The 23,261-nt window shown below is 49.2% G+C and carries 20 protein-coding genes; 17 read left to right on the forward strand and 3 right to left on the reverse strand.

Features of this window, described 5'->3' with window-relative positions; genetic code table 11:
* The first annotated feature begins 619 nt into the window (after positions 1-619).
* The 13 genes from ACSHX2_RS08750 to ACSHX2_RS08810 all read left to right on the forward strand — a co-directional run bounded on the left by ACSHX2_RS08750 (position 620) and on the right by ACSHX2_RS08810 (position 14,878).
* Complete coding sequence (locus ACSHX2_RS08750; RefSeq protein WP_435692554.1) at positions 620-1,699, forward strand: adenylyltransferase/cytidyltransferase family protein; 1,080 nt, start codon at positions 620-622, stop codon at positions 1,697-1,699.
* Positions 1,700-2,068: 369 nt separating this feature from the next.
* Complete coding sequence (locus ACSHX2_RS08755) at positions 2,069-3,523, forward strand: hypothetical protein (RefSeq protein WP_435692555.1); 1,455 nt, start codon at positions 2,069-2,071, stop codon at positions 3,521-3,523.
* A gap of 25 nt (positions 3,524-3,548) precedes the next feature.
* Positions 3,549-5,207, forward strand: coding sequence for an exosortase U (xrtU, locus tag ACSHX2_RS08760; protein ID WP_435692556.1), 1,659 nt, complete (start codon positions 3,549-3,551; stop codon positions 5,205-5,207).
* A complete protein-coding gene (locus ACSHX2_RS08765; protein ID WP_435692671.1) occupies positions 5,200-6,906 on the forward strand; it encodes a hypothetical protein in 1,707 nt (568 codons plus the stop codon). Before xrtU ends, ACSHX2_RS08765 begins: the two co-directional genes overlap by 8 nt.
* Positions 6,899-8,392: a sugar transferase gene (locus tag ACSHX2_RS08770; protein ID WP_435692557.1), complete on the forward strand. Its 1,494-nt coding sequence runs from the start codon at positions 6,899-6,901 to the stop codon at positions 8,390-8,392. Before ACSHX2_RS08765 ends, ACSHX2_RS08770 begins: the two co-directional genes overlap by 8 nt.
* A gap of 284 nt (positions 8,393-8,676) precedes the next feature.
* The gene (locus ACSHX2_RS08775) at positions 8,677-9,606 is read left to right on the forward strand and encodes a ribose-phosphate diphosphokinase (protein ID WP_435692668.1); all 930 of its coding nucleotides are present in this window, start codon (positions 8,677-8,679) and stop codon (positions 9,604-9,606) included.
* Positions 9,607-9,955: 349 nt separating this feature from the next.
* Entirely contained in the window at positions 9,956-10,543 is a 588-nt protein-coding gene (locus ACSHX2_RS08780; RefSeq protein ID WP_435692558.1) for a 50S ribosomal protein L25, read from the forward strand.
* Between the two features lie 84 nt (positions 10,544-10,627).
* Positions 10,628-11,194 carry an aminoacyl-tRNA hydrolase gene (gene pth / locus ACSHX2_RS08785; protein ID WP_435692559.1) on the forward strand — a complete coding sequence of 189 codons (567 nt, stop codon included), beginning with the start codon at positions 10,628-10,630 and terminating at the stop codon, positions 11,192-11,194.
* A gap of 12 nt (positions 11,195-11,206) precedes the next feature.
* Complete coding sequence (locus ACSHX2_RS08790; protein ID WP_435692560.1) at positions 11,207-11,494, forward strand: 30S ribosomal protein S6; 288 nt, start codon at positions 11,207-11,209, stop codon at positions 11,492-11,494.
* 128 nt (positions 11,495-11,622) lie between these two features.
* Positions 11,623-12,117 carry a single-stranded DNA-binding protein gene (gene ssb, locus ACSHX2_RS08795; RefSeq protein ID WP_435692561.1) on the forward strand — a complete coding sequence of 165 codons (495 nt, stop codon included), beginning with the start codon at positions 11,623-11,625 and terminating at the stop codon, positions 12,115-12,117.
* A gap of 152 nt (positions 12,118-12,269) precedes the next feature.
* Positions 12,270-12,662 carry a (deoxy)nucleoside triphosphate pyrophosphohydrolase gene (locus tag ACSHX2_RS08800; RefSeq protein WP_435692562.1) on the forward strand — a complete coding sequence of 131 codons (393 nt, stop codon included), beginning with the start codon at positions 12,270-12,272 and terminating at the stop codon, positions 12,660-12,662.
* Between the two features lie 311 nt (positions 12,663-12,973).
* A complete protein-coding gene (locus tag ACSHX2_RS08805; protein ID WP_435692563.1) occupies positions 12,974-13,579 on the forward strand; it encodes a DUF1287 domain-containing protein in 606 nt (201 codons plus the stop codon).
* A gap of 39 nt (positions 13,580-13,618) precedes the next feature.
* Complete coding sequence (locus ACSHX2_RS08810; RefSeq protein WP_435692564.1) at positions 13,619-14,878, forward strand: phospholipase D-like domain-containing protein; 1,260 nt, start codon at positions 13,619-13,621, stop codon at positions 14,876-14,878.
* Positions 14,879-15,000: 122 nt separating this feature from the next.
* On the opposite strand, the gene ACSHX2_RS08815 is transcribed toward ACSHX2_RS08810, so the two are convergent.
* From ACSHX2_RS08815 to rpsB, 3 genes are all read right to left on the reverse strand, one after another.
* The gene (locus tag ACSHX2_RS08815) at positions 15,001-16,986 is read right to left on the reverse strand and encodes a beta-N-acetylhexosaminidase (protein WP_435692565.1); all 1,986 of its coding nucleotides are present in this window, start codon (positions 16,984-16,986) and stop codon (positions 15,001-15,003) included.
* Between the two features lie 347 nt (positions 16,987-17,333).
* On the reverse strand, positions 17,334-18,200 hold the full coding sequence (gene tsf / locus ACSHX2_RS08820) for a translation elongation factor Ts (protein ID WP_435692566.1): 867 nt from the start codon (positions 18,198-18,200) through the stop codon (positions 17,334-17,336).
* Between the two features lie 83 nt (positions 18,201-18,283).
* The gene (gene rpsB / locus ACSHX2_RS08825) at positions 18,284-18,967 is read right to left on the reverse strand and encodes a 30S ribosomal protein S2 (protein ID WP_435692567.1); all 684 of its coding nucleotides are present in this window, start codon (positions 18,965-18,967) and stop codon (positions 18,284-18,286) included.
* Positions 18,968-19,396: 429 nt separating this feature from the next.
* Between rpsB and ACSHX2_RS08830 the strand changes: the two genes are divergently transcribed.
* The 4 genes from ACSHX2_RS08830 to ACSHX2_RS08845 all read left to right on the forward strand — a co-directional run bounded on the left by ACSHX2_RS08830 (position 19,397) and on the right by ACSHX2_RS08845 (position 23,087).
* Positions 19,397-20,326: an AEC family transporter gene (locus ACSHX2_RS08830; protein WP_435692568.1), complete on the forward strand. Its 930-nt coding sequence runs from the start codon at positions 19,397-19,399 to the stop codon at positions 20,324-20,326.
* Positions 20,327-20,533: 207 nt separating this feature from the next.
* Positions 20,534-21,133 (forward strand): 3-isopropylmalate dehydratase small subunit, encoded by a 600-nt coding sequence (gene leuD / locus ACSHX2_RS08835; protein ID WP_435692569.1) that lies wholly within the window; start codon positions 20,534-20,536, stop codon positions 21,131-21,133.
* Between the two features lie 93 nt (positions 21,134-21,226).
* Positions 21,227-21,988, forward strand: a complete 762-nt coding sequence (locus ACSHX2_RS08840; protein ID WP_435692570.1) for an ABC transporter ATP-binding protein — start codon at positions 21,227-21,229, stop codon at positions 21,986-21,988.
* 49 nt (positions 21,989-22,037) lie between these two features.
* Positions 22,038-23,087 carry an MlaD family protein gene (locus ACSHX2_RS08845; protein ID WP_435692571.1) on the forward strand — a complete coding sequence of 350 codons (1,050 nt, stop codon included), beginning with the start codon at positions 22,038-22,040 and terminating at the stop codon, positions 23,085-23,087.
* Positions 23,088-23,261: the final 174 nt, after the last annotated feature.

The following is a 23,261-nucleotide window of genomic DNA, read 5'->3' on the forward strand; positions in this document are numbered from 1 at the left end:
AAACAAATAAATACTTCAAATTGCGAGGCTGTGGCGAATGTTGAGTGAGTTTTTTTACCGCGAAATAGACTAAATTTTCTAAAATGCCAGCAGGATGGAGCTTTACCACTAATCTTGCGAATTTCACGAATGGATGTCAGATAAGGACGGGTCGCTGAGCACGCCGCCACGAATAATGTTAAATTTCAGCACGATGTAGCAGAGATTTCTTACGCTATACAGAATGGGCAAAATTTTCAGAATTGGGTGACAGATAAGGGCGGGAGCGCCGAGGAGGCTTCTAATAGGCTTGGCCTTTACCAAGTGTGGTTGTGGGTGGGAGGGTCCTGGGCTGACGCTTCGCTTTAGCCTAGGCTGGGATAGGTATCGCCTTCGGCGAATGTAGGAGTACGCAAGCATACTTCCTGAGGTAGGTACCGGAGCGAATTAAGGTGTGCACTTTTGAAGAAAATTCATTTAAGGCTTCAACTTGTTTCTAGCGGACGCTTAAACTGCGCAGCGAAACCACGATAGCTTTTGCTAGGCAAGCAATTTGCATCCGATACGCATCGGCGTGCTTGGCGAGCACGCCCTACCAAACCTTCGGAAGCATAGCTTCCCCCCATTTTAAATTAAATTCATGAAAAGAATCTTTGTTTCCGGTTGTTACGATATTATCCACGCAGGTCACTTGCAGTTTTTTGAAGAGGCGCGTGCGCTGGGTGATCATTTGACGGTGAGTTTTGCATCGGAAGATGTGCTGTGGCACCATAAGCAGCGTCGATCATCGATCCCTGATGCGCATAAGGAGGCTTTGCTTCGCGGGTTGCGGATGGTGGACGATGTCGTCATCGGTACGGACACGGATACGGGTTTGGATTTCAGATCTTACTTTTTACAGGCGAAGCCAGACATGCTGGTGGTGACGGAGGATGACCAATACGCGGAGGTCAAACGTGCACTCTGTGCGGAAGTGGGGGCGACGTATTTTGTGCTGCCTAAAACTCCGCCGAAGTTCGAGCCGGTCTCGACATCGGGGATTGTGAAGTGGGTGAAGGCGCCGACTGAGGCTCCGCTGCGAGTGGATTTCGCGGGTGGTTGGCTGGATGTGCCGCGTCATTCGCGCGAGGGAGCCTTCGTGGTGAACTGTGCGATTTCGCCGATGGTGAGCTTACGCGAGTGGGATTATGAAAAGCAAGCTGGTCTGGGCGGCAGTGGGGCGTGGGCCTTGCTGAATGGCAACGACGGTGTCGAGGCTGAGCTCGATCTCGGGGTTGGCTGGCAGGATCCGGCAGTGATTAAGGAAACGGGGCTTTGTGTGTGGCGCAGTGGTCAGCTCCCGGTATTAGATTTTAAACGCAATGGCGACATGCTGGCGGGTAAGTTGGCGATTCTCTGGACTGGTGCCGAGCACGATACGCCATCGTTTGCGGATATGGAGCGAGATTACGACATGATCGCGGAATCGTCTGAGCTGGCGCGAGAGGGAGTGATCTCGGAAGATGTCGAGAAATTGGCGGAAGGTGTTCGACTGTACCATCAGGCGCAGCTGAAGGAAGGTATGCAGCCTTTGCCAGATGTTGTCGGAGCGTTGGCGCGTAAGTACTGCGGTGGTGGTTTTGGTGGCTATGCCTTGTATCTTTTTGGCGAGTCGGCAGCACGCGATGTCGCGGTGGCAGAAGATAAACAGATGCGAGCGGTGGAACCATACTGCCGATAGAGCCGAAGGGGGCTTCGGCTGTAGTATGAGGCTAGGCCTTCAGCCAAGTGTAATGTTGTGGCTGGTTTCCTAGGCTGTCGCTTCGCTTTAGCCTAGGCTGGTATAATTTTCACCGTTGGCGAAAGGGGGCCTTCGGTGGAGTGCTTGGCTAGATGGAACAGATGTCTGGGTGAAAGGGGGGTGAAGTTGTTTGGTGTGAGCTCGCCCTGTCTTCAGCAGATAAGCATTTTGTATGGTACCGTTAGCTAATCTACCGTCTACCATTTCTGATTTTTTCACTTTCTTCAATTTCCTATTTCCTTGTTCCTCAGTCTTAGGTACTCAATCTGGGCTTGAATGTTTGTGGAAACGAGGTCACTTTTCGCCCGTATGGCAAAGCCCCTCAAAAAAATAAAACGTTGGTTCGAGAACCATGGGCGGAAGGCGGGAGTCACTGCGGTGATCATAGTCGTGTTGGCTGCTGGTATCTGGCATGCAACTTCGACTGATGAGGTTACTGTGCAGCAGGATTTCGGTGATGCGAGTATTTCGGATGTGGCAAAGGAGATTTCTAATTTGAGCTTCGATGATGCGCTGATGCTCTGGAATAATGGCGAGAAGGCTAAGGCGAGGGCGGTGATGCAGCGTCTCGCTCCCTTACATATGTCGAACAAGATTCCGCAGGGGAATAGTGCGGCGCATTTCTGGATGGCGCAGGATTTATTGGCAGAAAAGCCTTTTGGCTATTTGAAGAAGTTTCCGATCGAGGCTGCTGGCGGCAGTAAAGTGGCGGCTCCGTTTGAATTAGAAGAAGATGAGTTACTGGTGAAAGCGCTGCGCCATTTAGAGGCTGCGGTGGAATTGAGCCCGCGGGAAATTGAGCCGGTGGTGATGCTAGCTGAATTTTTGATAAGCGTGGGACGGCGCAACGATGCGCTGACGCTGATGCTGGATGCTCTGGCAAGTGGCGATGGCGCAAATGCTGACTTAGGAGTTTATTTAGCCAATGCGACTTGCTTTAAGGGCGATGATCTGGGCTTGGAGGAGGCGGGGTGGCATCGCTTCGCGACTTTAGGGCAAGGGGTGGCTGGTCAGCAGCGCGGCAATGTCAATGTGCGCTTAGATTATTTGTTTTCAGGAATGTTGCTGAAGGAGTTCGACGCGGTGGATAGTTCGATGCGTACTTTTGAACGCGATTTTGTAGGACAGGATACATTGATTTCGGCGGCGAAATCTGGACAGTACTATTTTCTAGCCATTGACCTGTTGAAGCAAAATCCGCTGGATGGTGAGAAGCTCGTGGATATGCTGTTGCTCGCCCACCAACAACAGCTCGGTCGCGCTGAGTTAGTGGCGGCGTTGCAGATAGTCGCGGCACGTTTTCCGGAGCTTAAGGCGAGGCTTGGAGGTGCTCTGTCACAGGAATTGCCGAGGGTGGAGGATGCTCATTTGAAAGCTGAGCTGTGTTTGGTGTTGGCTGAAATGCTGCCGGCGGAAAAGGGGGGGTTCCTAGATGCTGCTGTGCAAGCAGCTCCTCTGAACCACCAAGCAGTGCTGCAAAACGTGGCGTTTCAGCTCGAGCAGGGATCGGCAGACTTTGTGCAGCTTTCTGAACGACTACAGGCATTGAGTAGTGTGGAAGATGAGGAGTTGCTCGTGATAAAAGCGAGGGTTGCGATAGGGCAGGCACAGTGGATGGAGGCAATTATGTTGCTAGAAAAAGCTTTAGCTGCGCACACTTCCGATGAAGTAAAGCGTAAAGAAATTCACCAATTACTAGCGGAATCCTATAAGAATCAAGGAGAACGTTTGCTTGCGGAGGAGCATATGGCTCAAAATCAATAAGGTCATGGTTGAGACGAAAAAACCGATGAAGCGCTTTGGTGTCTGGCTGTTCGCACTCGTATACGTAGTGCTGTTGTCGCCATTGCTTGTTGAGTATTCCCATTCGATTTTTGGGAGGAAGATTATTTATCATTTCCTACCTGTTTTATGGCTGTCGCTAGTGGGGCTATTTATTTTTCGTTGGAAGGCTGCGGCCAAGGTTGAAAAAAACGCACCTTACTGGGTGATCACTCTTTTCTTGAGCGGTAGCTTTCTCTCTGCGGTAGTTGGTTATCTATACTATAATGCATGGCCAGTCGCGGCCTCAGTAATGTTGATGCTAGCGGCTTTATTTTGCTATCTGTTGAGCTTACGTAAAATTAAAGGCTTGTGGGGAATATGGGTGCTCATGCTGTTTTCGTTAAGATTACCAGATCAAATCGAATATCGGATATTGTCGTTGTTCGAAGGGATCAGTTTAAAAATTGGGTCTCAAGTCCTTGATAGAGTTGGCGTAGCTCATCTAATGCAGAGTGATGTGATGGTGATTAATGGCTATGAAATTGCCGCAGGGCGAATCAGTAATAGTTATTTTTCCATCATTGCAGTTGCGGCACTTGCTGGCTTGTTTTGTGTTATTAAGAGGAGGAAGGCGTTACATCTTTGTTTGATGGTGATCGTTGGGCTGCTCGTCGCTGCAGGGGTGAATGTCTTGCGAGTTGTTCTCGTTGGGGGTATTTATGGCTATTTTGATGTGGATATTTTAAAGTCTTGGTGGCTTTACGCTTTACTGGCTGTGTCCTACGGATTGGCCTTTGCTGCTTTATTGTGTGCGGATGCTTTCGTGGCCTTTTTGTTGGCCCCTGTGAAAGTGGATAGCAGAAAGCCTGATGGCTTAGGCTTGAGTAAATTATGGAATTGGATAGTCAGGATAAATCCAGCTTCTGTGCTTGAGAAAAGGCGGCCAGGGAAGTCTAGAATTGCGAGAAAGATAGCTGTTGTAACGAGTTGTCTTGGGTTGGGTGTATTGGCTCTTTTTTCTGGGCTTATTATGAATGAAATTTGGTCTAGTGAGGGGGGCGAAAAACATTCGATGTTTGGGAGCAAAGATGAGTTAGTGATGATCGACCCGACTCTCGTGCAATTTACACGTCCTGGCTGGGAGGTTCTTTCTGTGGAAACTGAGCAACGCGATTTCGCCAGTGTGTGGGGACAGTTTTCCTTTATTTGGAGGCTACAATACCAAGACTCGCTAGTAATTATGGCTCTAGATTATCCATTTGATAGCTGGCATGACGTGCGTGTGTGTTATACGCAGTTGGGTTGGAAAGTTGATTCAATAGCAAACGCTGAGAGTGGCGATTTTGAGGAATGGAAGGCTTCAGAGACTCTGATGGGATTACCAACTGGGGACTACGGTTTCATTTTGTGTAGTCATAGCGACCAAAAAGGTGGAGTCGTGCAGCCAAAACCTGCGGATACGGGGGTAGATATGTTGGCCTATTATCTTAATCCAAAGCAGTGGCAGGAGCCATTTAAAATAGAATCCGACAAGTCACTTACGACCTATTACCAAACTCAAACGATGGTGACGACACCGTTTCCCTTGGGGGAGGAGATGAAGCAAGAAATTCGCGAAATGTACGGCGAGTTTCGTGAGCAAACACGTAAATTACTCGAGGAGGAGGGTGGAAAACATGAATAACCCGTACGACTCAATGCGGATGCGAAGCTGGAGAAAGAGCAATAAGTTGCTCCACGTGCTTGGGCTTGTAGTGCTATTGCCTAAATTTTTGTTGTGGAAGATTAAAAAGTGGCTTTCTGTATTTGCTGTCAAGATAAGGGTCCAGTCGTTTTTTTACGCGTTAACTAAGCCCTTCAGAGCTGTATGGGGGTTTGTTAAAATATGGTGTGTCGGCAGGCCATGGAAGAATCTATGGTTAGCATCGCCGGTTCTCATCCTCGCGATGGTTGGCTTCACCACCTATTTCATCAGTGCTAATAGTAATCGTGGTGGAGTGGAGGAAGGTTACTATCGCAGTGCTATGGAGGCGATGAATGAGGGGGATGCGAAACAGGCTGACTTCTTGCTAGGTAAGCTGATTCACCACAAAAACTATAGCGATAACGATCAAGTGCTGTTGCATGCATGGATGGCTTCGACGGCGAATGGTAATAAGCCTAGGGCTCAAGCTTTACGGCAGAAATTGGTGGGAGAACGTGGTTATGAGCCTGCGAAACGTTGGTTGATTTCTAGCCGTCTGCAGCAAGGTGAAATGAACCCAGAAGAGGCGGATGAACTCACCGCGATGGCGCGTGCCATGGTTGACAGCGCGTTGACAGATAGTGATTTAAACTATTGGAAGAAGACCTTGGTTCGCTTGTTGCGTTCTCAACAAAAATCGCAAGGAGCTGTGGAGGTGCTGCGTGACTATGAGCAACGTGATCCTGAGGCATCGCTGCTGTTGGTGCAGAGTTATTTTGGGCAAGGAGCCCAGGACAGCGCGCTGGAAGAACTGGACACAATGCTAGACTATGTTCTGTACGAAGATCCAGAGCTTGATTTGTATTTGCGTGAATATGTAGAAGGTTTGGCGCTGAAGTCCCAAAACACAGCCGATTTGGTGGTGTCAGCAGATCTCCTCAAACAGGCAATTTCTATTATTGAACGTAAGCGATCGTTGACTGCAGATAGGCAAAATTACGATGCCTGGCTAGGCGAACTTTACATACGGATGTTTGAGAAATTGCTCGAATTCCGGGATGCTGAGAGGCGGTTGGAAGCATTTGGTTATTTCGACCGTGCTATTACGATGGGAAGCTCACGCGTACGCTGCGGTACGGTGCTAAATCAGATTATTGACCCCGCTTCCGGATATCCGCTGCTCTCGGGGCAGATTCTGGATGTGGTGGTGAAGCGCGGAGGTGTTTCTGCTCACCTAGCACGCGGCATGGACTCCTGGGTGGAGGGGAGCGATAAGAGCGCTCGGTTGCATTTTTCTATTGCGAAGTCCCTGGATCCAAAAGCGATGGAGGTTATGCGTTATGCTGCCCTGTATCTCGCGCGTGAAGGGTCGAGCGCGATCACGGTGTTTACCGGGATGAACCGTTCGTCCTACCAGAGGTCTTTTGAGCTATTGGACATTGCTGAGGAAATTGACCATGAACAATGGGCAGATGTGCTCTTAGATCGTTGCTACATCTACTCGGTGCGTTCACAGTGGAAAGAGATTTTACTGCTGCTTGAGCCGCGTATGGAGGAGCTCGAGGGGCAAGAAAAGCTGCGTGGCTATGATTGGCTAGTACGCGCATACACAGGTTTAGAGGATAAAGAGAACGCTGAGAAATATCAACGCGCGCTTCAAAATGAAGCGAGTAAATTGAGAGAGCAAGAACATGAATAGCGATCCCCGCGAAGACTATGATAAGACAACACCACTGAGTGGATCCATCTTTGCGGTGACCCACTCGGAAGTGGGAGAGAAAACCCACTGGAAGCGTCGATTGGCGATTCGTATATATCCATTGGCTTTGCTGATTTCAGATGTTTTTCTGATCGTAGCTATTTTCAGTATAGGCATTTATATTCATTCAGATGCAGACTTGCTGGGGGCTGTGAGTAGGCGTGTGCTGCTGGCTATTTTACTGCCGAGCATCATAGGCGTGTATTTGGTAGGGGGATATAATTACGCGACAGATAAGCGGACGTACCGTTTCATTTCTGAGCACATCATCATGTCAGTGGGTGTGGCTGTTTTGACATTTTGTCTGATTTATTCGGTGGTAGCCTATGGTGTGGACTTGAAGTCACCGCGCCTTGTAGTTGGGGGGGCATTGCTACTTTTTCCCGTGGTTTCTATTTTTTATCGAGTAGTGTTGGGGAGGTTGCAGTCCTATTTCGAGCGTAAAAACACAGTGTGTATCATTGGAGCTGGGCAGCGTGCACGCGATCTGTATCGACGTCTTGTCGCCCGGGATATTGCCCACGATTTTGTTGTGGTGAGTTTTGATGCCTCTAGAATCGGGCAGCGCTTGATCGAGGGAGACGAGGAATCTCCGTTTGTAGAGAATTCAAAAGCGGTGACCTTCCAGTCATCGATTCGCGGGAAATATGTAGAAAATTATATTGTGGCGACACCGATGGAAAAGCTGCCGCACGAGTTTAGCCGGCGGATGGTGTCAGCGCTATTTCAACGCCATAAGATTTATACCTATGAAGCGTATCTGGCGCACGCACTTCGGATAGAGCCGCCATCGCAGTTGACGATTAACTGGCCGATGCTCGATGGTTTCCGTCTGAACCGAAGTGTGAGTTATGATCGGATAAAGCGTCTGTGTGATATTGGCGCTGCTTTGCTGGGTATTGTGTTTGCATCGCCGTTTTTGATCGGAACTGCTCTAGCGGTCAAGCTGACCAGTAAGGGGCCGATTATTTTTAGACAAGAGCGTACTGGTCACCGTGAAAAATCTTTTATGATTCTTAAGTTCCGCTCGATGCGCGTGGGGTCTGAGAAGGGGCCAAAATATACGCAGGTGAATGATGCTCGCCTTACTCCGATTGGAAAATTTATCCGCAAGACCCGCCTCGACGAACTTCCGCAACTGTGGAATGTGCTAGTGGGTGATCTAAGTTTGATCGGTCCACGCGCTGAATGGGTGGATCTGGTGAAGGGCTATGAGGAGCGTTTCCCGTTTTACCATTTCCGTCATGCGGTGAAACCGGGGATCACTGGCTGGGCGCAGGTGAATTATTCCTACGGAGCGAATGATGAAGATACGCTAGAGAAGCTCAACTTTGACCTTTATTACGTGCGCCGTTATTCACTGACTCTCGATGTAGCGATCGTGGTAAAGACGTTCTACATGGTACTATTCGGCAAAGGGATGTGATTGTCGCTGTACGCGGCTTCTAAAAATGGCGAGTTATAAGTCCATTTATCACTTGTTTCTTAACTAGGTGATTCAACGGCCCGCCAGGGGGGGCTTGGCTTTCAGCCAAGTGAGCAGTGCTGGTCCGTTCCTGCAGCTGGAACGAAGCGCCGGTCGCGGCTAGTATAAATTTCGCTTTTGACGAAAGCTGGCATGCGATTTAACTGTATCTTCCCTCTTCGCTCTTTTTAGACGTGTGAGTGATTGACTGTAGTGAGATTGCTGCTCAAGCTGCAGACGATCTTATGAAAATCATTGCAGGTTCAGCGCACAATCAGCTAGCAGAGAATATTGCTTCTCATCTCGAAACTTCTGTTGCTGATGTGATAGTGGACGCGTTCCCTGATGGGGAAACTCTCGTGCAAATTAATGAAAATATTCGAGGTGAGGATGTTTATATTGTACAGCCAACCTGCCCTCCAACGAATCATAATTTGATGGAGCTGTTGATCATGACTGATGCTGCACGTCGTGCGTCTGCGGGACGGATTACTGCGGTAATGCCATTTTTTGGTTACGCTCGACAGGATCGTAAGGATAAGTCTCGCGTGCCTATCACCGCGAAGCTTGTTGCTAACTTGATTTCCGCCGCCGGGATTAACCGAGTGGTTACTATGGATCTTCACGCAGCGCAGATCCAGGGGTTTTTCGATATTCCTGTAGATCACCTCTACGCGCGCCCAGTGATGGTGAAATACCTCAAGGAAGAGTGTGGCGTAGATGGTAAAAATCTAGCGGTGGTTTCTCCTGATGTGGGTGGCGTGAAAAATGCACGTGCCTATTCTGATGCTCTCGGAGCGGATCTTGCAATCGTTGCTAAGCACCGTGTGAGTGCAACCCGTGTTGAGGCGACTCAGGTGATAGGTGATGTGGAAGGTAAGGATGTGTTCTTGATCGATGATATGACCGAGACTGGTGGTACGCTCTGTGCTGCTGCAAAAATTTTGAAGGAGAGTGGCTGCAAACGTATTTTTGCGGGTGTCTCACACGCTGTAATCGGTGAGACTGCACGCAAGCGGATTGAAGATTCTGTGATCGAAGATCTGATCACTACCGACTCTGTCCCTCAAGCCTATGGTGACAATGTCACTGCACTTTCGATAGCCCCTCTTTTCGGTGAAGCGATGCGTCGCATTCATAATGGTGAGAGCGTGACTTCGCTGTTTGATATGTAGGCGAAGCGCCTATGGCGCTAGTAGTATATGTATTAAGTTTCAGGATGGTTGAGTTCTCTGTGATGAGCCCGCCCTACCTTCCCTGTTGCAGATAAGCATTCTTTAGCCATGATGAGTGCAAGGTAGAGTCGCAGGGTGTCCACCCCCATCTCACTTCTCCCTTCTCCAAAGGTGTGTGGCTTTCTGATTGACAATTCGTGCTCAGGGCGTTACCACCCGCGCCCGGCCTGTGGAAAGGTTATTATCTCACCAACCTACCAGCCATATTTTTCCACAGGACAAACCGCATCTAGAAACGTCTGATAAAGTAACTTTGGGCGATGTCTAACTTCTATATAAAATAATTAAAATGGCTATTGAAACAATCAAAGCAACTGAGCGCGCGCGCACAGGTTCTGGCGTGTTGAATGCAATGCGTCGCGAGGGATTCGTCCCATCCGTCGTTTACGGTGCAACCGAAAACAAGAACGTTAAGGTAAATGCTAAGGAGTTCAAAGATCTCCTTCAGGCATCACCTTCATCCCAGATCCTTCTCAACCTCGAAGTTGAAGGTTCCGCTCCACAACAGGTATTCCTTCAGGATCTCCAGTTCGACGCGCTTTCTGGTGCTATTCTTCACGCTGACTTTCTAGCAGTGACTGAAAAGACAGTTCTTACAGCAAAACTTCCAGTGGTTCTCCTCGGTGAGCCTAAGGGTGTTAAAGCTGGTGGTGCTCTCGAGCAGCTCGTTCACACTCTCAAGGTGAAGGCTCTTCCGAAAGATCTTCCTGAAACAATCAACGCTGATGTTACAGGTCTCGAGCTTTCTGAGTCTCTTACTATTGGTGACGTCAAGTTCCCAGAAGGTGTTACTCCAACTCTTCATGACAAGGTTCTTATCGCACTCGTCGCAATGACACGTGCAGCTAAGTCCGCTGGTGTTGCTCAAGAAGACTAATTAATCACTGACGTTTCATAGCAACTTTTGCCGCTGGCTGGTGGATAACTCCATTTCCTAATAGCTAGCGGACCTTCACTACAAGTGGCAATCAAATTGGTCATTGGCCTGGGAAATCCAGGAAGAAAATACGAAGGCACCCGACATAATGTTGGGTTCGATGTCCTCGACATTCTTTCTGGCAGATCAGGCGCTCAATTTGTGAACCATCTCAAGTGGAAATCACATATCGCAAAGCATCCGCAGGCGCTGCTGATGAAGCCACAGACATTTATGAATGAAAGTGGTATTTCAGCAGGATCCGCGCTTCGCTTCTATAAATGGAAGCCAGAAGAAGTGCTCGTGGTTTTTGATGATGTTTCTCTCCCAGTGGGCTCCTTACGGTTTCGTAAAGGTGGCTCAGCAGGAGGGCACAACGGACTCAAATCACTGATTCAGCATTTCGGTAGCGATGATTTCCCTCGATTGAAGGTCGGCATTGGTGGCCCCAAACCTGGAGAAATGGTAGGGCATGTACTCGGGAGGTTTACTCCTGACGAAAAGCCTGAAATGGAAAACGCGCTTGCAAGAGCAGCTGATGCTGTGCAGCTTGCGCTATCAGATGGGCTGGAAGCCGCTGCAAACGTGTATAACGTCAAAAACAAATCATAGAAACTGAAAATTATGAGCAGAAAATACGAAGGTCTTGTCGTTCTCGACACCAAAGGTAAAGAAGGTTCCGTTGACGAATTCGTTAGCGAAGTAGGCAAGGTAATCGAAGCAAATGGTGCGACACTCGACGAAGTGAAGCAGCTTGGTCGTAAGACATTTGCTTACAACGCGCGCCAAATCGAAGGCGGTGTTTACGTAAACTACTTCTTCGACGCAGCTCCTGAAGCTATCGAAGACATCAAAGAAGCTCTCGACCTTGTCGCTGGCATCTACATGCACCAATACCGTCGTCTTGGATAATTTTCTAACGGTGATCCGTTAGAATTCCAGTCGATCGACACCTCAAACCGAGGTGGTAAAAATGATTTCATCCCTGCTTGGCTTTTCTATTGTCGAGTAGGGATTTTCTTTTTAGAGTCCCTCCCAACATGTCTAGTTTTAATAAAGTAATGATCATGGGCAATGTGACCCGTGACATCGAAGTTCGATACACTCCTAAAGGTACAGCAGTCACTGATATTGGTGTGGCCTGTAATCGCCGTGTGAAGCAAGGCGAAGAGTGGGTGGATGAAACCACTTTTGTGGATGTGACGCTTTGGGGGCGTACAGCAGAGCTTGCCGGGCAGTACCTAGCGAAAGGTCGAGGCGTGTTTATTGAAGGTCGCCTTCAGTTAGATACGTGGCAGGACACTCAAACGGGAAAGCAGCGTAGTCGTCTTAAAGTAGTTGGCGAGAATATGCAGTTTGTCGGTGGTGGTGGCGCAAATGGTGGTGGAGGTCAGCAGCGACCGCCGCAAGGAGCTCCACAGCAACAGGCGGGACCTCCACAACAAGCGCAAGCAGCAGCTCCGCCGCAACAGGGGGCATCCCCTGCGAATCCAATGCCTCAATTTGAAGGCGAAGATGATGATATCCCGTTTTAGGATTTAAATTTGGTCGGGATGCCACTCAGGTGGTGTCCGACTTGTGTATAGTCTGACCTCGATATTTGAGTGCGGGCTATTATAAGCATGTTGAGGACCACTCTCCGAATTCCTCTGGACGTCGAAGAAGCGACACTCCTACTTATCTAAAGATGATTCCTGTTGTTTGTGCTCTGATTGAGAACTCACAGGGTGAGCTCTTGCTTTGTCAGCGGCCTGAGGGGAAAGCTCAAGCTGGGATGTGGGAGTTTCCTGGTGGTAAGGTAGATGCCGGTGAGGCCGAGAATTTAGCGTTGCAGCGCGAGTTACTAGAGGAACTGGGATGTATGACTCTGGTAGGTGATGCTCTGACGCCGGTCGTGCATCATTACGATGGTTTTTCGATTCGGTTGATTCCTTTTCTTTGTAAATGCCTCGGTGAGCCAGTTGCTCTCGAGCATCAGAAGATAGTGTGGGTGAGGCCAGCGAGAGTGAAAGACTACCAGCTGGCACCTGCAGATGTTCCAATTCTTGAGGAGTTTCTGAGCTTCAAGGATTACTGTTGAAGCGCCTTCAGAGTCCTGCGGCAGTGAGTTTGAGGTTTTGACTACAGCTTTCAGCCATGGGTCTTTTTATTGTTGGCGTTCCTAGGCTGTCGCGTGGCTCTTGCCTAGGCTGGTATAAATTTCGCCTTTGGCGAAAGGGTTAGAGTAGAGGGTCGAGCTTTGAGGGCTTTAACGCGCCTTTAGATAGCGGCGTACTTAGCGAGCCCGCCATGCCTGTCTACGGATTGCCGTAAATTTTCGCTGGAGGGGGCGCCTTACCACTTCTGAGTTTTTATTGTGGATTAAGTTCCGTTGAGTATAAGGGCTGAGTTATGTGGTCTAGGTTACAGAGAATCATCGGGTTAATTATTATCGCTTACACGTGCGTGGCATGTGGAGAAGTCACCACGGTTGAAGTCTCCGGGAAGCCAAAGCAGTTGGTCGATGCGGCGAGCTGGCAGATAGGGAAGACTGTAGAATATGATCCCTCTTATGCTGCGTTAGAGTATCCGATGGGTGATATCCCAGTGGAAAAGGGTGTGTGTACTGATGTGATTATCCGAGCGATGCGTAAAGCCTGGGGGATGGATTTACAGCAGCTAGTGCATGACGATATGAAGGAAAATTTCCAGAAATACCCACAAAGCTGGGGGCTTAAGCGGCCGGATAAAAATATTGATCATCGAAGGGTGCCGAACCTGAAAAGGTATTTCACCAGAATGGGCTGGAGTTTGGAGGTCGAGAGGCATCCTAAGAATTACAAACCTGGGGATATCGTGACATGCACTGTAGCGGGCAGGCTGCCGCATATTATGATTGTCAGCAATCAGCTAAATGCGGATGGAGTTCCCTTCGTGATTCATAATATTGGAGCGGGTGCCAAGCTCGAGGATTGTTTGTTCGGCTTTCCTATTACTGGTCATTATCGTGTGAAGTAGATTGCAAATGGAGAGGCTGTTCGATAGCGTTTTTTCACTTTGAACGGCTACATAAAACTCCTTCTAACAGCATTTCTTGTCTGCTGTATCAGCTCCTGCGCGAAGCTGGATCCGAGTGTGTATGCAGAGTTGGGAGCCAGCGCTCCTGCTGTGTATGAAAAGGGTTTTCGCGAGGACTCTGCGGTTCAATGTATGGCGGGCTGGTCTGAGGGGAATGAGGTGGAAACACTGGTGAATGGAGCTGAGTACTTTCCTGCGATGTTAGAGGCGGTCCGGTCTGCTAAGAAGACGATCACTTTCGAGACCTTCGTGGCGGTTGATGCGGTGGTGACCTACGACCTAGTGATGGCGCTTTCTGAGCGTGCCGAAAAAGGAGTGAAGGTGCACTTTGTCATTGATGGGATTGGTTCGCGTAAGATTGATGAGCGTTACTTGGCTAAGTTGAGGCATTCGGGGGTTGAGGTGGAGATTTACCGCCCATTTAATTATTTTCGCCCATTGCATGGGAATAATAGGGATCACCGAAAAATTCTTGTGGTGGATGGGAAAGTGGCTTTCACAGGTGGAGCTGGTTACGCTGATTGTTGGGATGGAGATGTGGAAAAGGAGTGGCGTTGGCGCGATACGATGTATTGTTTGCGCGGGCCCGTGGTTGCTGATCTTCAGCATGCCTTTAACGATAATTGGAAAGAGCTGACTGGTGTAGAGCTCAGTGGTGATGGGTATTTCCCTCCTTTAAGTAAAGTGGGTAAAATGCGGGCTCAGGCGGTGTTAGGCGCTCCTCAAGAGAGGGGTGATACGCTCGGTGCTAGCTATTTATTGGCGATTGATTCTGCTAAGGAATCGCTCTTGATCGAGCACGCCTATTTTTTGCCTAACAAGGAGTTGAGAAAAGCTTTATTGAGGGCGCGAGCACGAGGTGTGGAAGTGGATATTATCTTACCAAATGATAAGATAGACACTCCTGTGGTGCGTTTGACTTCGCGTTCACATTGGCCTGAGTTGCTCGCCGCTGGTGTCCGCATTTATGAATACGGTCCATGCATGTTACACGGGAAGTTGATCGTGGTGGATGATGCGCTTTCTATCATAGGCTCTGGGAATTTTGATGATCGAACATTTTTCATTAATGATGAGCTTAATGTGAATGTGCTGAGCGAGAGCTTTGCTGCAGTGCAGCGCGCGGTGTTTGAGCGGGACCTTAAGCAAAGTCAGCAAATGACAATGGAAGATACTGGATATAGTTGGGCTGAACGACCGAAGCTTTGGGCTGGGAAGTTGATAGAGCCGCAGTTGTAGAAGTGAGCTTGGCCTTTGGCCAAGTGTATTTGTTGTTGGCGTTCCTAGGCTAAACAATGATTAGTGAGCTTGGCTGACTAAATCACACTCATCTACCTACCGTTCATCTTAGATCTCAGTTGTTACTGGAAATCAATCTCTTCGATGGTGAGCCACTTTTTATGGTCGGCTGTGATCGAGACCTTGATGTGTTTGGTGCCGGCAGGGGCATTGCCGGAGGCGTTACCGTCTTTGAATTCAGCAATCTTTGACCAGGTTTTGCCATCGGTGGAGACTTCGAGGTTTCCAGAGATGAGGAAGCTACCAGATTTCCTGCCTTTGCCACCGGTGGTGACAGTGATAAGGCCCTGGGTGGAGTCTTGTAGATGGACTGTGAAATAGTCTCCTTTTTTTGCGGGTCGGTTGGATAAGAATCCGAATCTTTTGTTGCCGATGACTGCGTATTCAGGAATGTCTTTGCCGAATGTGAGGCTGGTTTCGACTGAGGCTCCTTTACGGGTCTTAAGTTCGCCGGGGTTGAGGGGGTCGAAGTAGTTGACTCCCGCCTTGGCGTAGCGCTTCATGGTCTCTTTAAGGCGCTTGAGGAAGTCTGGGTAGCGGCGAGTCTCTTGTGGGGACCAGGCGACTTCCGCAAGAGCTGCGATACGTGGGAATGCTTGGTATTCTACTTTGTCCCACGTTTTCATGTATTCCGTCCAGAGTTGTCCTTGGCAACCGAGGACGTGCTTGGCCTTTTCGGTGCCACGGAATGCTTCGGGTATAGGATTGAAGTTATAGACGCTTTGAATGGGGCGGTAGCCGCCGACGCATTCGTAGGAGGGGCCTTTACTTAGTTCTATCGCCGGGTTGTTTTGGTAGTGGTCGAAGCTGGTGTGCGCGCCTGGAGTCATGATCACGTCGTGATCATTTTCAATGGCGGTGTTTACTAAGCCAGAGTTGCGTGAAATCATGAGGGTTGCTTGAGGCGGGAGGTTGCCTTCATTGATGGCATCCCAGCCAAGGAGCTTACGCCCTTTTTTTCTGAGGATTTCGCTGATTCGATTAAAGAAGTAGGACTGGAGTTCTTCTTCATTATTGAGGCCTTCGCGTTGGATGACAGACTTCGCTATTTTAGACTGTTTCCACTGTGCTTTAGGGGAGTCGTTGCCCCCGATATGAATATAAGGGGATGGGAAAAGGGCGCAGACTTCGCTGAGGACATTATCAATCCACTGAAAGGTTTCTTCCTTTGGAGAGAGTCCTCCGGGGTGGTCTGCCCAGACGGTTTTGACTTCAGGCGCGTAGCCCTTGATGTCGTTATTACCTAGCTCTGGATAAGCAGCTAAAGCGGCTTCGATGTGGCCGGGCATGCTTATTTCAGGAATGACATTGATGTGGCGTTCCGCGGCATAGGCGACCACTTCTTTGACCTCTTCTTGGGTGTAGAATCCACCATAGCGTTTACCGTCAGCTCCCCAGCGATCAAGGTACGGTGGCGAGGACTTGCGGTAGGCTCCAATTTCAGTGAGCTTTGGGTATTGCTTGATTTCAATCCGCCAGCCTTGGTCATCAGTGAGGTGCCAGTGGAAGGAGTTGAGCTTATGGAAGGCGAGCCAGTCGATAAATTTCTTGATGTCCTCTACTGGAAACATGTGGCTAGCGACATCTAGATGCATGCCGCGCCAGCTGAAACGTGGGCTATCCTGAATAGAGCAGGCGGGGATGGTTTTCTCTCCGTCGAGTGGGATAAGCTGGAGTAGGGACTGGATGCCGTAGAAGGTGCCCGCTGCATCAGAGCCGGTGATCTGAACACCCATTGGTGTTACTTCTAGGTTGTACGCCTCATTGGTGCCTCCGTCTTCGATGATGCTGAGCTCGATAGGGTGCTGGAGGGCAATCCGGAGTTTTGAGTCGACTAGCCTTGGCTTGATGCCTGTGGCGTTTTCGATGCCTTGAGCAAGCATTTGCGCTTCTTTCTGCAGCTCAGCTTGATAGCGGATGGAGAGGCCATCGTGGAGTCGGAAAGATCCCTCATTCCTCTCGGCCTGCACGGGCATAGGGATGATGGGGAGGCTATCCGCTAGCATGGGAGACACCATGAGGATAGCTGCGCTGAGGAAATGTTTCATATAGAGAGTGAGCTAAGACGTGCTCGTTGAGTGGTACGCGGAAAATTTTAAGTGCCTATCAAATTTTCTCAGGTGGTATGAAAACAAAAAGTCCGGCTACGGGGATCCGCGCCGGAATTTTAAAAGTTTGGTCGAAGTGGGGTCACCTAAACAACGCTCATCATATTGAGCACTTTGCATACATAGATGCCCGCCATTGCGATGAGTGAGAAAAGGAAAAGGAGGATGCAAATCGAGATAGTTTTTTTCGCCATCATAGTGCTAGAGAGTGTGTCTGTTGATTGTGCCCTTGAGAAGTAAAAAGCCCCGCTCAGGGTTGAACGGGGCTTTAAAAGGTGGGTTGCTGATTACGAACCAACGCTGAAGCGTTCGTAGCGTACAAGCTTAAGTGTGTCGCCGAGATCCTTACTCTTAGCTTCGAGAAGCTGAGTGATGGAAATGTCTGGGTCCTTAACGAAGGACTGCTCGAGGAGAACTTGCTCGCCGAAGAACTTGTTGATCTTGCCTTCGAGGATACGGTCAATGATCTGCTCTGGCTTGCCTTCAGCGATAAGCTGCTTGCGGTTGATCTCGTTTTCTTCTTCTACAGAAGATGCGTCGATGTCTGCGCGAGTAAGGCCAGCAGGGTTAGCCGCTGCAACGTGAAGTGTGATGTCCTTAACAAGCTCCTGGAAGCCAGCGTTAGAAGTAGTTTCTGCTTTTTCAGTAGCAACTTCGATGAGTACGCCAACCTTGCCACCCATGTGGATGTAGGATGCTGCTGCACCAGCTTCTGCTGTGAAGCGTGTGAGGCGAGAAATCTTGATTACTTCGCCGAGCTCAGTGAACTTAGCGCCAAGTGCGTTTTCGATAGTGCCTTCACCGAATGGTACTTGCATTGCTGACTCTACGTCAGCCGCTTCTGTATTAGCGATCGCTTCAACGATCTCGCCAACGAATGCTTGGAACGCTTCATTTTTAGCAACAAAGTCAGTCTCACAGTTAATTTCTGCGAGAACACCTGTCTTAGCGCATGGGGAAACGAATGCTGCTACGATGCCTTCGGAAGTTTCACGGTCAGAACGGTCGGAGCGTTTAGCTTCGCCTTTTTCGCGGAGGAGCTTAGCTGCTGCCTCGAAGTTGCCTTCTGTTTCAGTGAGTGCTTTTTTACAAGCCATCATCCCTGCGGAAGTGAGCTTGCGGAGTTCTTGGACTGCGGATGCTGTAATAGCCATGATCTTTAGATTCTATAAAATAAGATTGGATAGAAATACTGCGGGACTATTGCCCCGCAGTGAAAGTGATTCTCTGTGACGTATTAGTCCTTTGTTCCTACGACGATTGAATCGACGAGGTTCTGGAGAAGAATACGGATAGAGCGGATAGCGTCGTCGTTACCTGGGATCGGGTAGTCAACAACGGATGGATCTGCGTTGGAGTCAACGATAGCGATAACTGGGATGTTAAGGCGACGTGCTTCAGCTACTGCGATTGTTTCACGTGCTGAGTCAACGATAACGATTGCGTCAGGAAGTTTCTCCATGTCGCGGATACCGCAGAGGTTGCGGAAAAGCTTACCACGCTCACGGGAAAGAGCTGCGAGCTCCTTCTTGGACATTGCCTTGTATTCTGGCTGCTTCTCAATGTCTTCGAGGTACTTGAGACGCTCAACAGAACGACGGATAGTAGTAAGGTTAGTGAGTGTGCCACCCAACCAACGGTGATTAACGTAGAATTGACCAGCTGCTTCAGCTGCTTCTTTCACTGCTTCTTGCGCCTGGCGCTTACAACCTACGAAGAGGATCTTCTTGCCTTTGCCAGCGAGGTCAGTGAGGTAATCGGAAGCCTTGTCGAGATTCTGAACAGTCTTCTCGAGGTCGATGATGTAGATGCCGCCTTTGTCCTTCATGAGGAAAGGCTTCATTTTCGGATTCCACTTGCGGGTCTGGTGTCCGTAATGAACGCCAGCGTCTACCATGTCTTGGATAAGTTCGTTTATCATATATTTGGATGTCTGCCCTTGAATCAGGGGAGCTCTGTGTTTTTTGAGAAACCCCGCCGCGATGGGGATTGCTTCGTCTGAGTTTCTCGTTGTTTTGCGGCGGCGTGAGATGAAGCGCGCGGGTGGTAACAGTCTACCGTTATTTTGGCAAGAAATTGTTTGTCACTTTTAGGTGCTTTTTCGCATTCAAGTTAAGTCCTTGGTGAATAGTTGCTTTTGGTTAAGTTACCTTAAGTAAAAGGGCTGGTGATTTGTTAGGGTAGCTTGAGTGTTTTGTAGGGTTTTTGAGCTTAGAAATTAGGTGGGCGGGTTAGCCGAGTGCGCTACGACAAATTATGAGCCCAGTATTTTTCATCGTTTAGAGGTGCTGACGCTGAGAGCGCTTGTCATCTGGTGGGTCTGAGATAACTTCAGCGGGTGAGCCAATCGATGTTAGTACTCCAAGCGCTTGTTCCTGTCCTTGTCGCGATTGGAGTGGGCGCGATATTAAGGAAGTTTAATATTCTGCGCGCTGAAGTGGAGCACGGGATGATGCAAATGGTGGTGCAGGTGCTTTTCCCAGCGCTTACACTCGCTAATATCATTGGCAATGATGCTCTCGATAACATTGGTGAAGTAGCAACAGTGGCGGGCTTTGGCTGTGCGAGCCTGTTAGTGAGCCTGCCGATTGCGTATTTTTTGGCAGGGGTGTTTGGGATGTCTCGCGGCAATGGAAAGCGGACATTTGGTGTGTGCAATGGGATTCAAAATTACGGCTACATGGGAATTCCGCTGTTATTGACGATGTTTCCAGATGATGGATTGTTGGGTGTTTTGTTCACCCATAACGTGGGGGTTGAGCTTGCCATGTGGACGGTGGGTGTCGCTTTGATGAAAGGGGATAAGAGCTTTTCATGGAATTTGATTCTCAAGCCACCAGTGATCGCGGTGATCGCTGGGCTGTTGATTAATTTTATTGGAATCGACCATTGGTTTGTAGGCGCTCCTATGAAGTCGCTTGAGACGCTCGGAGCAGCAGCTATCCCGATTGCATTGATTGTGATTGGCGCAGGATTGATGGAGTTGCTGCAAAAAGAACGCTTTGCTTGGAATGTGGCGATCGGTTCGGTGCTGGTGCGCTTGATGATTCTGCCAGCGCTGATGATTTGCGCAGCATACTTCTTGCCGATCTCACTTCAGCTAAAGCAGGTCATCGTGATCCAAGCCGCGATGCCAGCCGCGATGTTCCCGATCGTGCTAGCCAAGCACTACGGCGGAAAGCCTGAAGTGGCGGTGCAGGCTGTGGTAGCGACGACCGTTGTTTGTTTTGTCTCGATGCCTATTGTAATCACGCTCGGAATGCAGATTTTAGGAATCTAGTAGACAAAGTCTATTTTCTGAGGCATGGCTGTCCTTGCCAAACCGCATGGAAGCTCTGCTTCGGCAGAGTGAATTGTATAGAGGTCTTCAGGTTCTCCCCTGGAGGCCTCGCCTTTTTTAAGGGCACAGCCCTGGTTTTAAGTTTTACGTCTTAGGTTTTATGCAGGCTTGATTTTCGGCTGAGTCTGGGGAATGGTCGCCAGCGTTATGGCAATCGAAGCAATCAAATCAGTGGTAGGCACGGCAGTTCCTGTGCCGGGTGCAGATGTAGATACTGACCGCATTATACCAGCGCGTTTCCTTAAATGTGTGACCTTCGATGATCTCGCAGAAGGCATGTTTTACGACGAACGCTTCGAGGAAGACGGCGTTAGTAAGAATCATCCAATCGATGCTGCTAAGTATAAAGGCGCTTCCGTGATGGTCGTAGGGCCGAACTTCGGTTGTGGTTCTTCTCGTGAGCACGCTCCGCAGTCGATCCGCCGCTTTGGCTTCCGCGCCATTGTTGGTGTTTCATTCGCAGAAATTTTCTTTGGGAATTCGACCAACCTCGGCATGCCGTGTGTTTCTCTTTCGTTAGGCGATAACGAAAAGCTTATGGCTTTAGTTGCAGGCGATCCGACGCAAGAGGTCGCAGTTGACCTCGAAACCAAGACGGTTACTTTCGGCGATACTGTTTTCCAAATGGAAATGCCAGATGGCGCACGTGAAGCATTGATCAATGGTAAGTGGGACACTATCGGTGAGCTCGCATCGCACGATGCGGAGATCGATGCAACCGCCTCGACACTTGCTTACGTGCAGTAAGGCGATCATTCATTTTCTAAAAGCCCAGTAGCGGAAGCGTTACTGGGCTTTTTCTTTTTTTACAAATCGATGAGAAGCCGATAGCGTGCAGCTGTGCCCACAGAAAAAGAAATCTTCGTAGAAGTTAAGGATCTTCACAAAAGCTTTGGAGAGCAACAAGTCCTTAAGGGAGTTACTGCTAAAGTCTATAAGGGTGAGACTCTTGTTTTATTAGGTGGTTCAGGTGGAGGTAAGTCTGTCTTGATGAAGCATTTCATTGGGCTGCTCTCTCCTGATTCAGGTGAGGTGATAGTAGAGGGTGAAAATATTTCGAATATGTCCGAGCGCCAACTTGGAAAGATCCGCCGTAAGATGGGCATGATGTTTCAGAGTAGTGCTTTATTTGACTCCATGACTGTGGGGCAAAATATTGCGTTCCCGCTTCGTATGGGAGGCGAAAAAGATGAGGCTAGAATCGAACGGCTCGTTTGCGAATCGTTAGATATTGTGAGGTTGCCAGGGCAAGAATCTAAAATGCCGTCGGATCTCTCTGGTGGCATGCGCAAGCGCGTGGCTCTGGCGCGAGCCATTGTTGACCGGCCAGCTTGTGTTTTGTTCGATGAACCACATGCTGGGCTCGACCCCGTCACCGCGGATAGTATCGATCATTTGGTGAAAGACTTGCAGCGCGATCATCAGATGACCAATGTGATTGTGACGCACGAGATGCGCTCAGTTTTCCGCATCGCGGATAGAATCATTTTCCTAAAAGAAGGGAAACTCTACTGGGAGGGGACTCCGCAGGAATTAAAAGAGAGTTCAGATCCAGAGCTAAGTAACTTTGTCCATGGGCGCTCGGGCGAGGCCTGGGACTAAGAGTCGAGTCTTTCCTTGCTTCTCATAGAAACTCAGCAAAAATACAACCATGTCGCTCAAAGAAAAACGCCCCGAAACTCTCGTCGGCCTTTTTGTGTTAGTCGGTCTTCTTACGCTCGGTGCCTTAGTTGTGCAGTTTGGGCGTTTGGGTGAAACCAAGGGAGATAGCTATTATGTGAGCGTGGAGTTCCAAGACGCTTCTGGTCTGATCAAGGGTAGTGAAGTACGTATGGGTGGAGCTAAGATTGGTCATGTTCTCACAGCGCCAGAGCTGACAGATGATCTCACGGTGATGGTGATGCTCAGTCTCGATGACCGGGTGAAAATTTATGATGGATCAAAATTTCAGATCGAATCTATTTCCTTGTTAGGAGATAAAATGATCGTGGTGCGTCCACCTGAAGTACGCAATGAGGATATGTTACTATCAGATGGCGATGCTGTGACTGGTGGCGCCGCTGGAGGTCTAGATGGGCTTCAATCTGATGCAGAATCTGTAGCTCGCGATGCTCGTAAGCTGATGCGCGATGCTCGGACTTCCTTGCTAAAGTTTGATTCGGCGCTCGATGACATCCGCACGGTTTCTGGTCGGCTCGGTGAGACTTTGGAAAAAGTAAATCAGGGCGTGCTGGGGGAAGAAAACCTAGATGCTATCAGGAAGTCGCTCGCGAATATTGAGGATGCGACTGCTAGTTTTAAAAATGTAGGGGATGGGCTAGAGCCTTCGGTGGGCGAAATTGAAAAAGCGATTGCTTCAGTGAGAGCTGCCGCGAATTCGGCCGAGGAAACTTTTGATGTGGTGCGAGATGAGGTGAAGCATATTGGTCCAGCTATCGAGGAGTTACCTGCGACACTTGCTGAGTTCAAGAATGCTGCGAAGAAGGTCAGTGATTTTGCGGATTCCGCGGACAAGACGCTCAATGGGCTTAGTGATGGCGACGGGCTGTTGGGGACTTTAGTTGCAGATGAGGAAGTCAGTGAAGACACTAAAGTGTTTATCAAAAACCTTAAGCGTCATGGAGTTCTCGGTTATAAGGATGACTCCACCTACGAGGAGCGCGACCCTATGGAGAGCCGCTTCCGCGGAGTGCGCCGATAGAGTTAGTTGGCTGGCGGTGCGTGAAATCGCACCCATCGTATGATTTTTTTTGAAATTTATAACGATAAATGCGCGATTGCTGGTGCTTGGCTGCACATTCCTACTGCTAAAGACAGGAGTTTTTAAAATTATTTGTGGCGATTTTGAGACTCTAACAATCCGATTTTTTTTTAG

The organism is Rubritalea sp. (assembly GCF_051252225.1).
GTDB lineage: Bacteria > Verrucomicrobiota > Verrucomicrobiia > Verrucomicrobiales > Akkermansiaceae > Rubritalea.

Coding starts and splice junctions, on each gene's coding strand:
- ACSHX2_RS08750 (WP_435692554.1), top strand. CDS start 620: ATGAAAAGAATCTTTGTTTCCGGTTGTTACGATATTATCCACGCAGGT.
- ACSHX2_RS08755 (WP_435692555.1), top strand. CDS start 2,069: ATGGCAAAGCCCCTCAAAAAAATAAAACGTTGGTTCGAGAACCATGGG.
- xrtU (WP_435692556.1), top strand. CDS start 3,549: ATGAAGCGCTTTGGTGTCTGGCTGTTCGCACTCGTATACGTAGTGCTG.
- ACSHX2_RS08765 (WP_435692671.1), top strand. CDS start 5,200: ATGAATAACCCGTACGACTCAATGCGGATGCGAAGCTGGAGAAAGAGC.
- ACSHX2_RS08770 (WP_435692557.1), top strand. CDS start 6,899: ATGAATAGCGATCCCCGCGAAGACTATGATAAGACAACACCACTGAGT.
- ACSHX2_RS08775 (WP_435692668.1), top strand. CDS start 8,677: ATGAAAATCATTGCAGGTTCAGCGCACAATCAGCTAGCAGAGAATATT.
- ACSHX2_RS08780 (WP_435692558.1), top strand. CDS start 9,956: ATGGCTATTGAAACAATCAAAGCAACTGAGCGCGCGCGCACAGGTTCT.
- ACSHX2_RS08790 (WP_435692560.1), top strand. CDS start 11,207: ATGAGCAGAAAATACGAAGGTCTTGTCGTTCTCGACACCAAAGGTAAA.
- ssb (WP_435692561.1), top strand. CDS start 11,623: ATGTCTAGTTTTAATAAAGTAATGATCATGGGCAATGTGACCCGTGAC.
- ACSHX2_RS08800 (WP_435692562.1), top strand. CDS start 12,270: ATGATTCCTGTTGTTTGTGCTCTGATTGAGAACTCACAGGGTGAGCTC.
- ACSHX2_RS08805 (WP_435692563.1), top strand. CDS start 12,974: ATGTGGTCTAGGTTACAGAGAATCATCGGGTTAATTATTATCGCTTAC.
- ACSHX2_RS08815 (WP_435692565.1), bottom strand. CDS start 16,986: ATGAAACATTTCCTCAGCGCAGCTATCCTCATGGTGTCTCCCATGCTA.
- tsf (WP_435692566.1), bottom strand. CDS start 18,200: ATGGCTATTACAGCATCCGCAGTCCAAGAACTCCGCAAGCTCACTTCC.
- rpsB (WP_435692567.1), bottom strand. CDS start 18,967: ATGATAAACGAACTTATCCAAGACATGGTAGACGCTGGCGTTCATTAC.
- ACSHX2_RS08830 (WP_435692568.1), top strand. CDS start 19,397: ATGTTAGTACTCCAAGCGCTTGTTCCTGTCCTTGTCGCGATTGGAGTG.
- leuD (WP_435692569.1), top strand. CDS start 20,534: ATGGCAATCGAAGCAATCAAATCAGTGGTAGGCACGGCAGTTCCTGTG.
- ACSHX2_RS08845 (WP_435692571.1), top strand. CDS start 22,038: ATGTCGCTCAAAGAAAAACGCCCCGAAACTCTCGTCGGCCTTTTTGTG.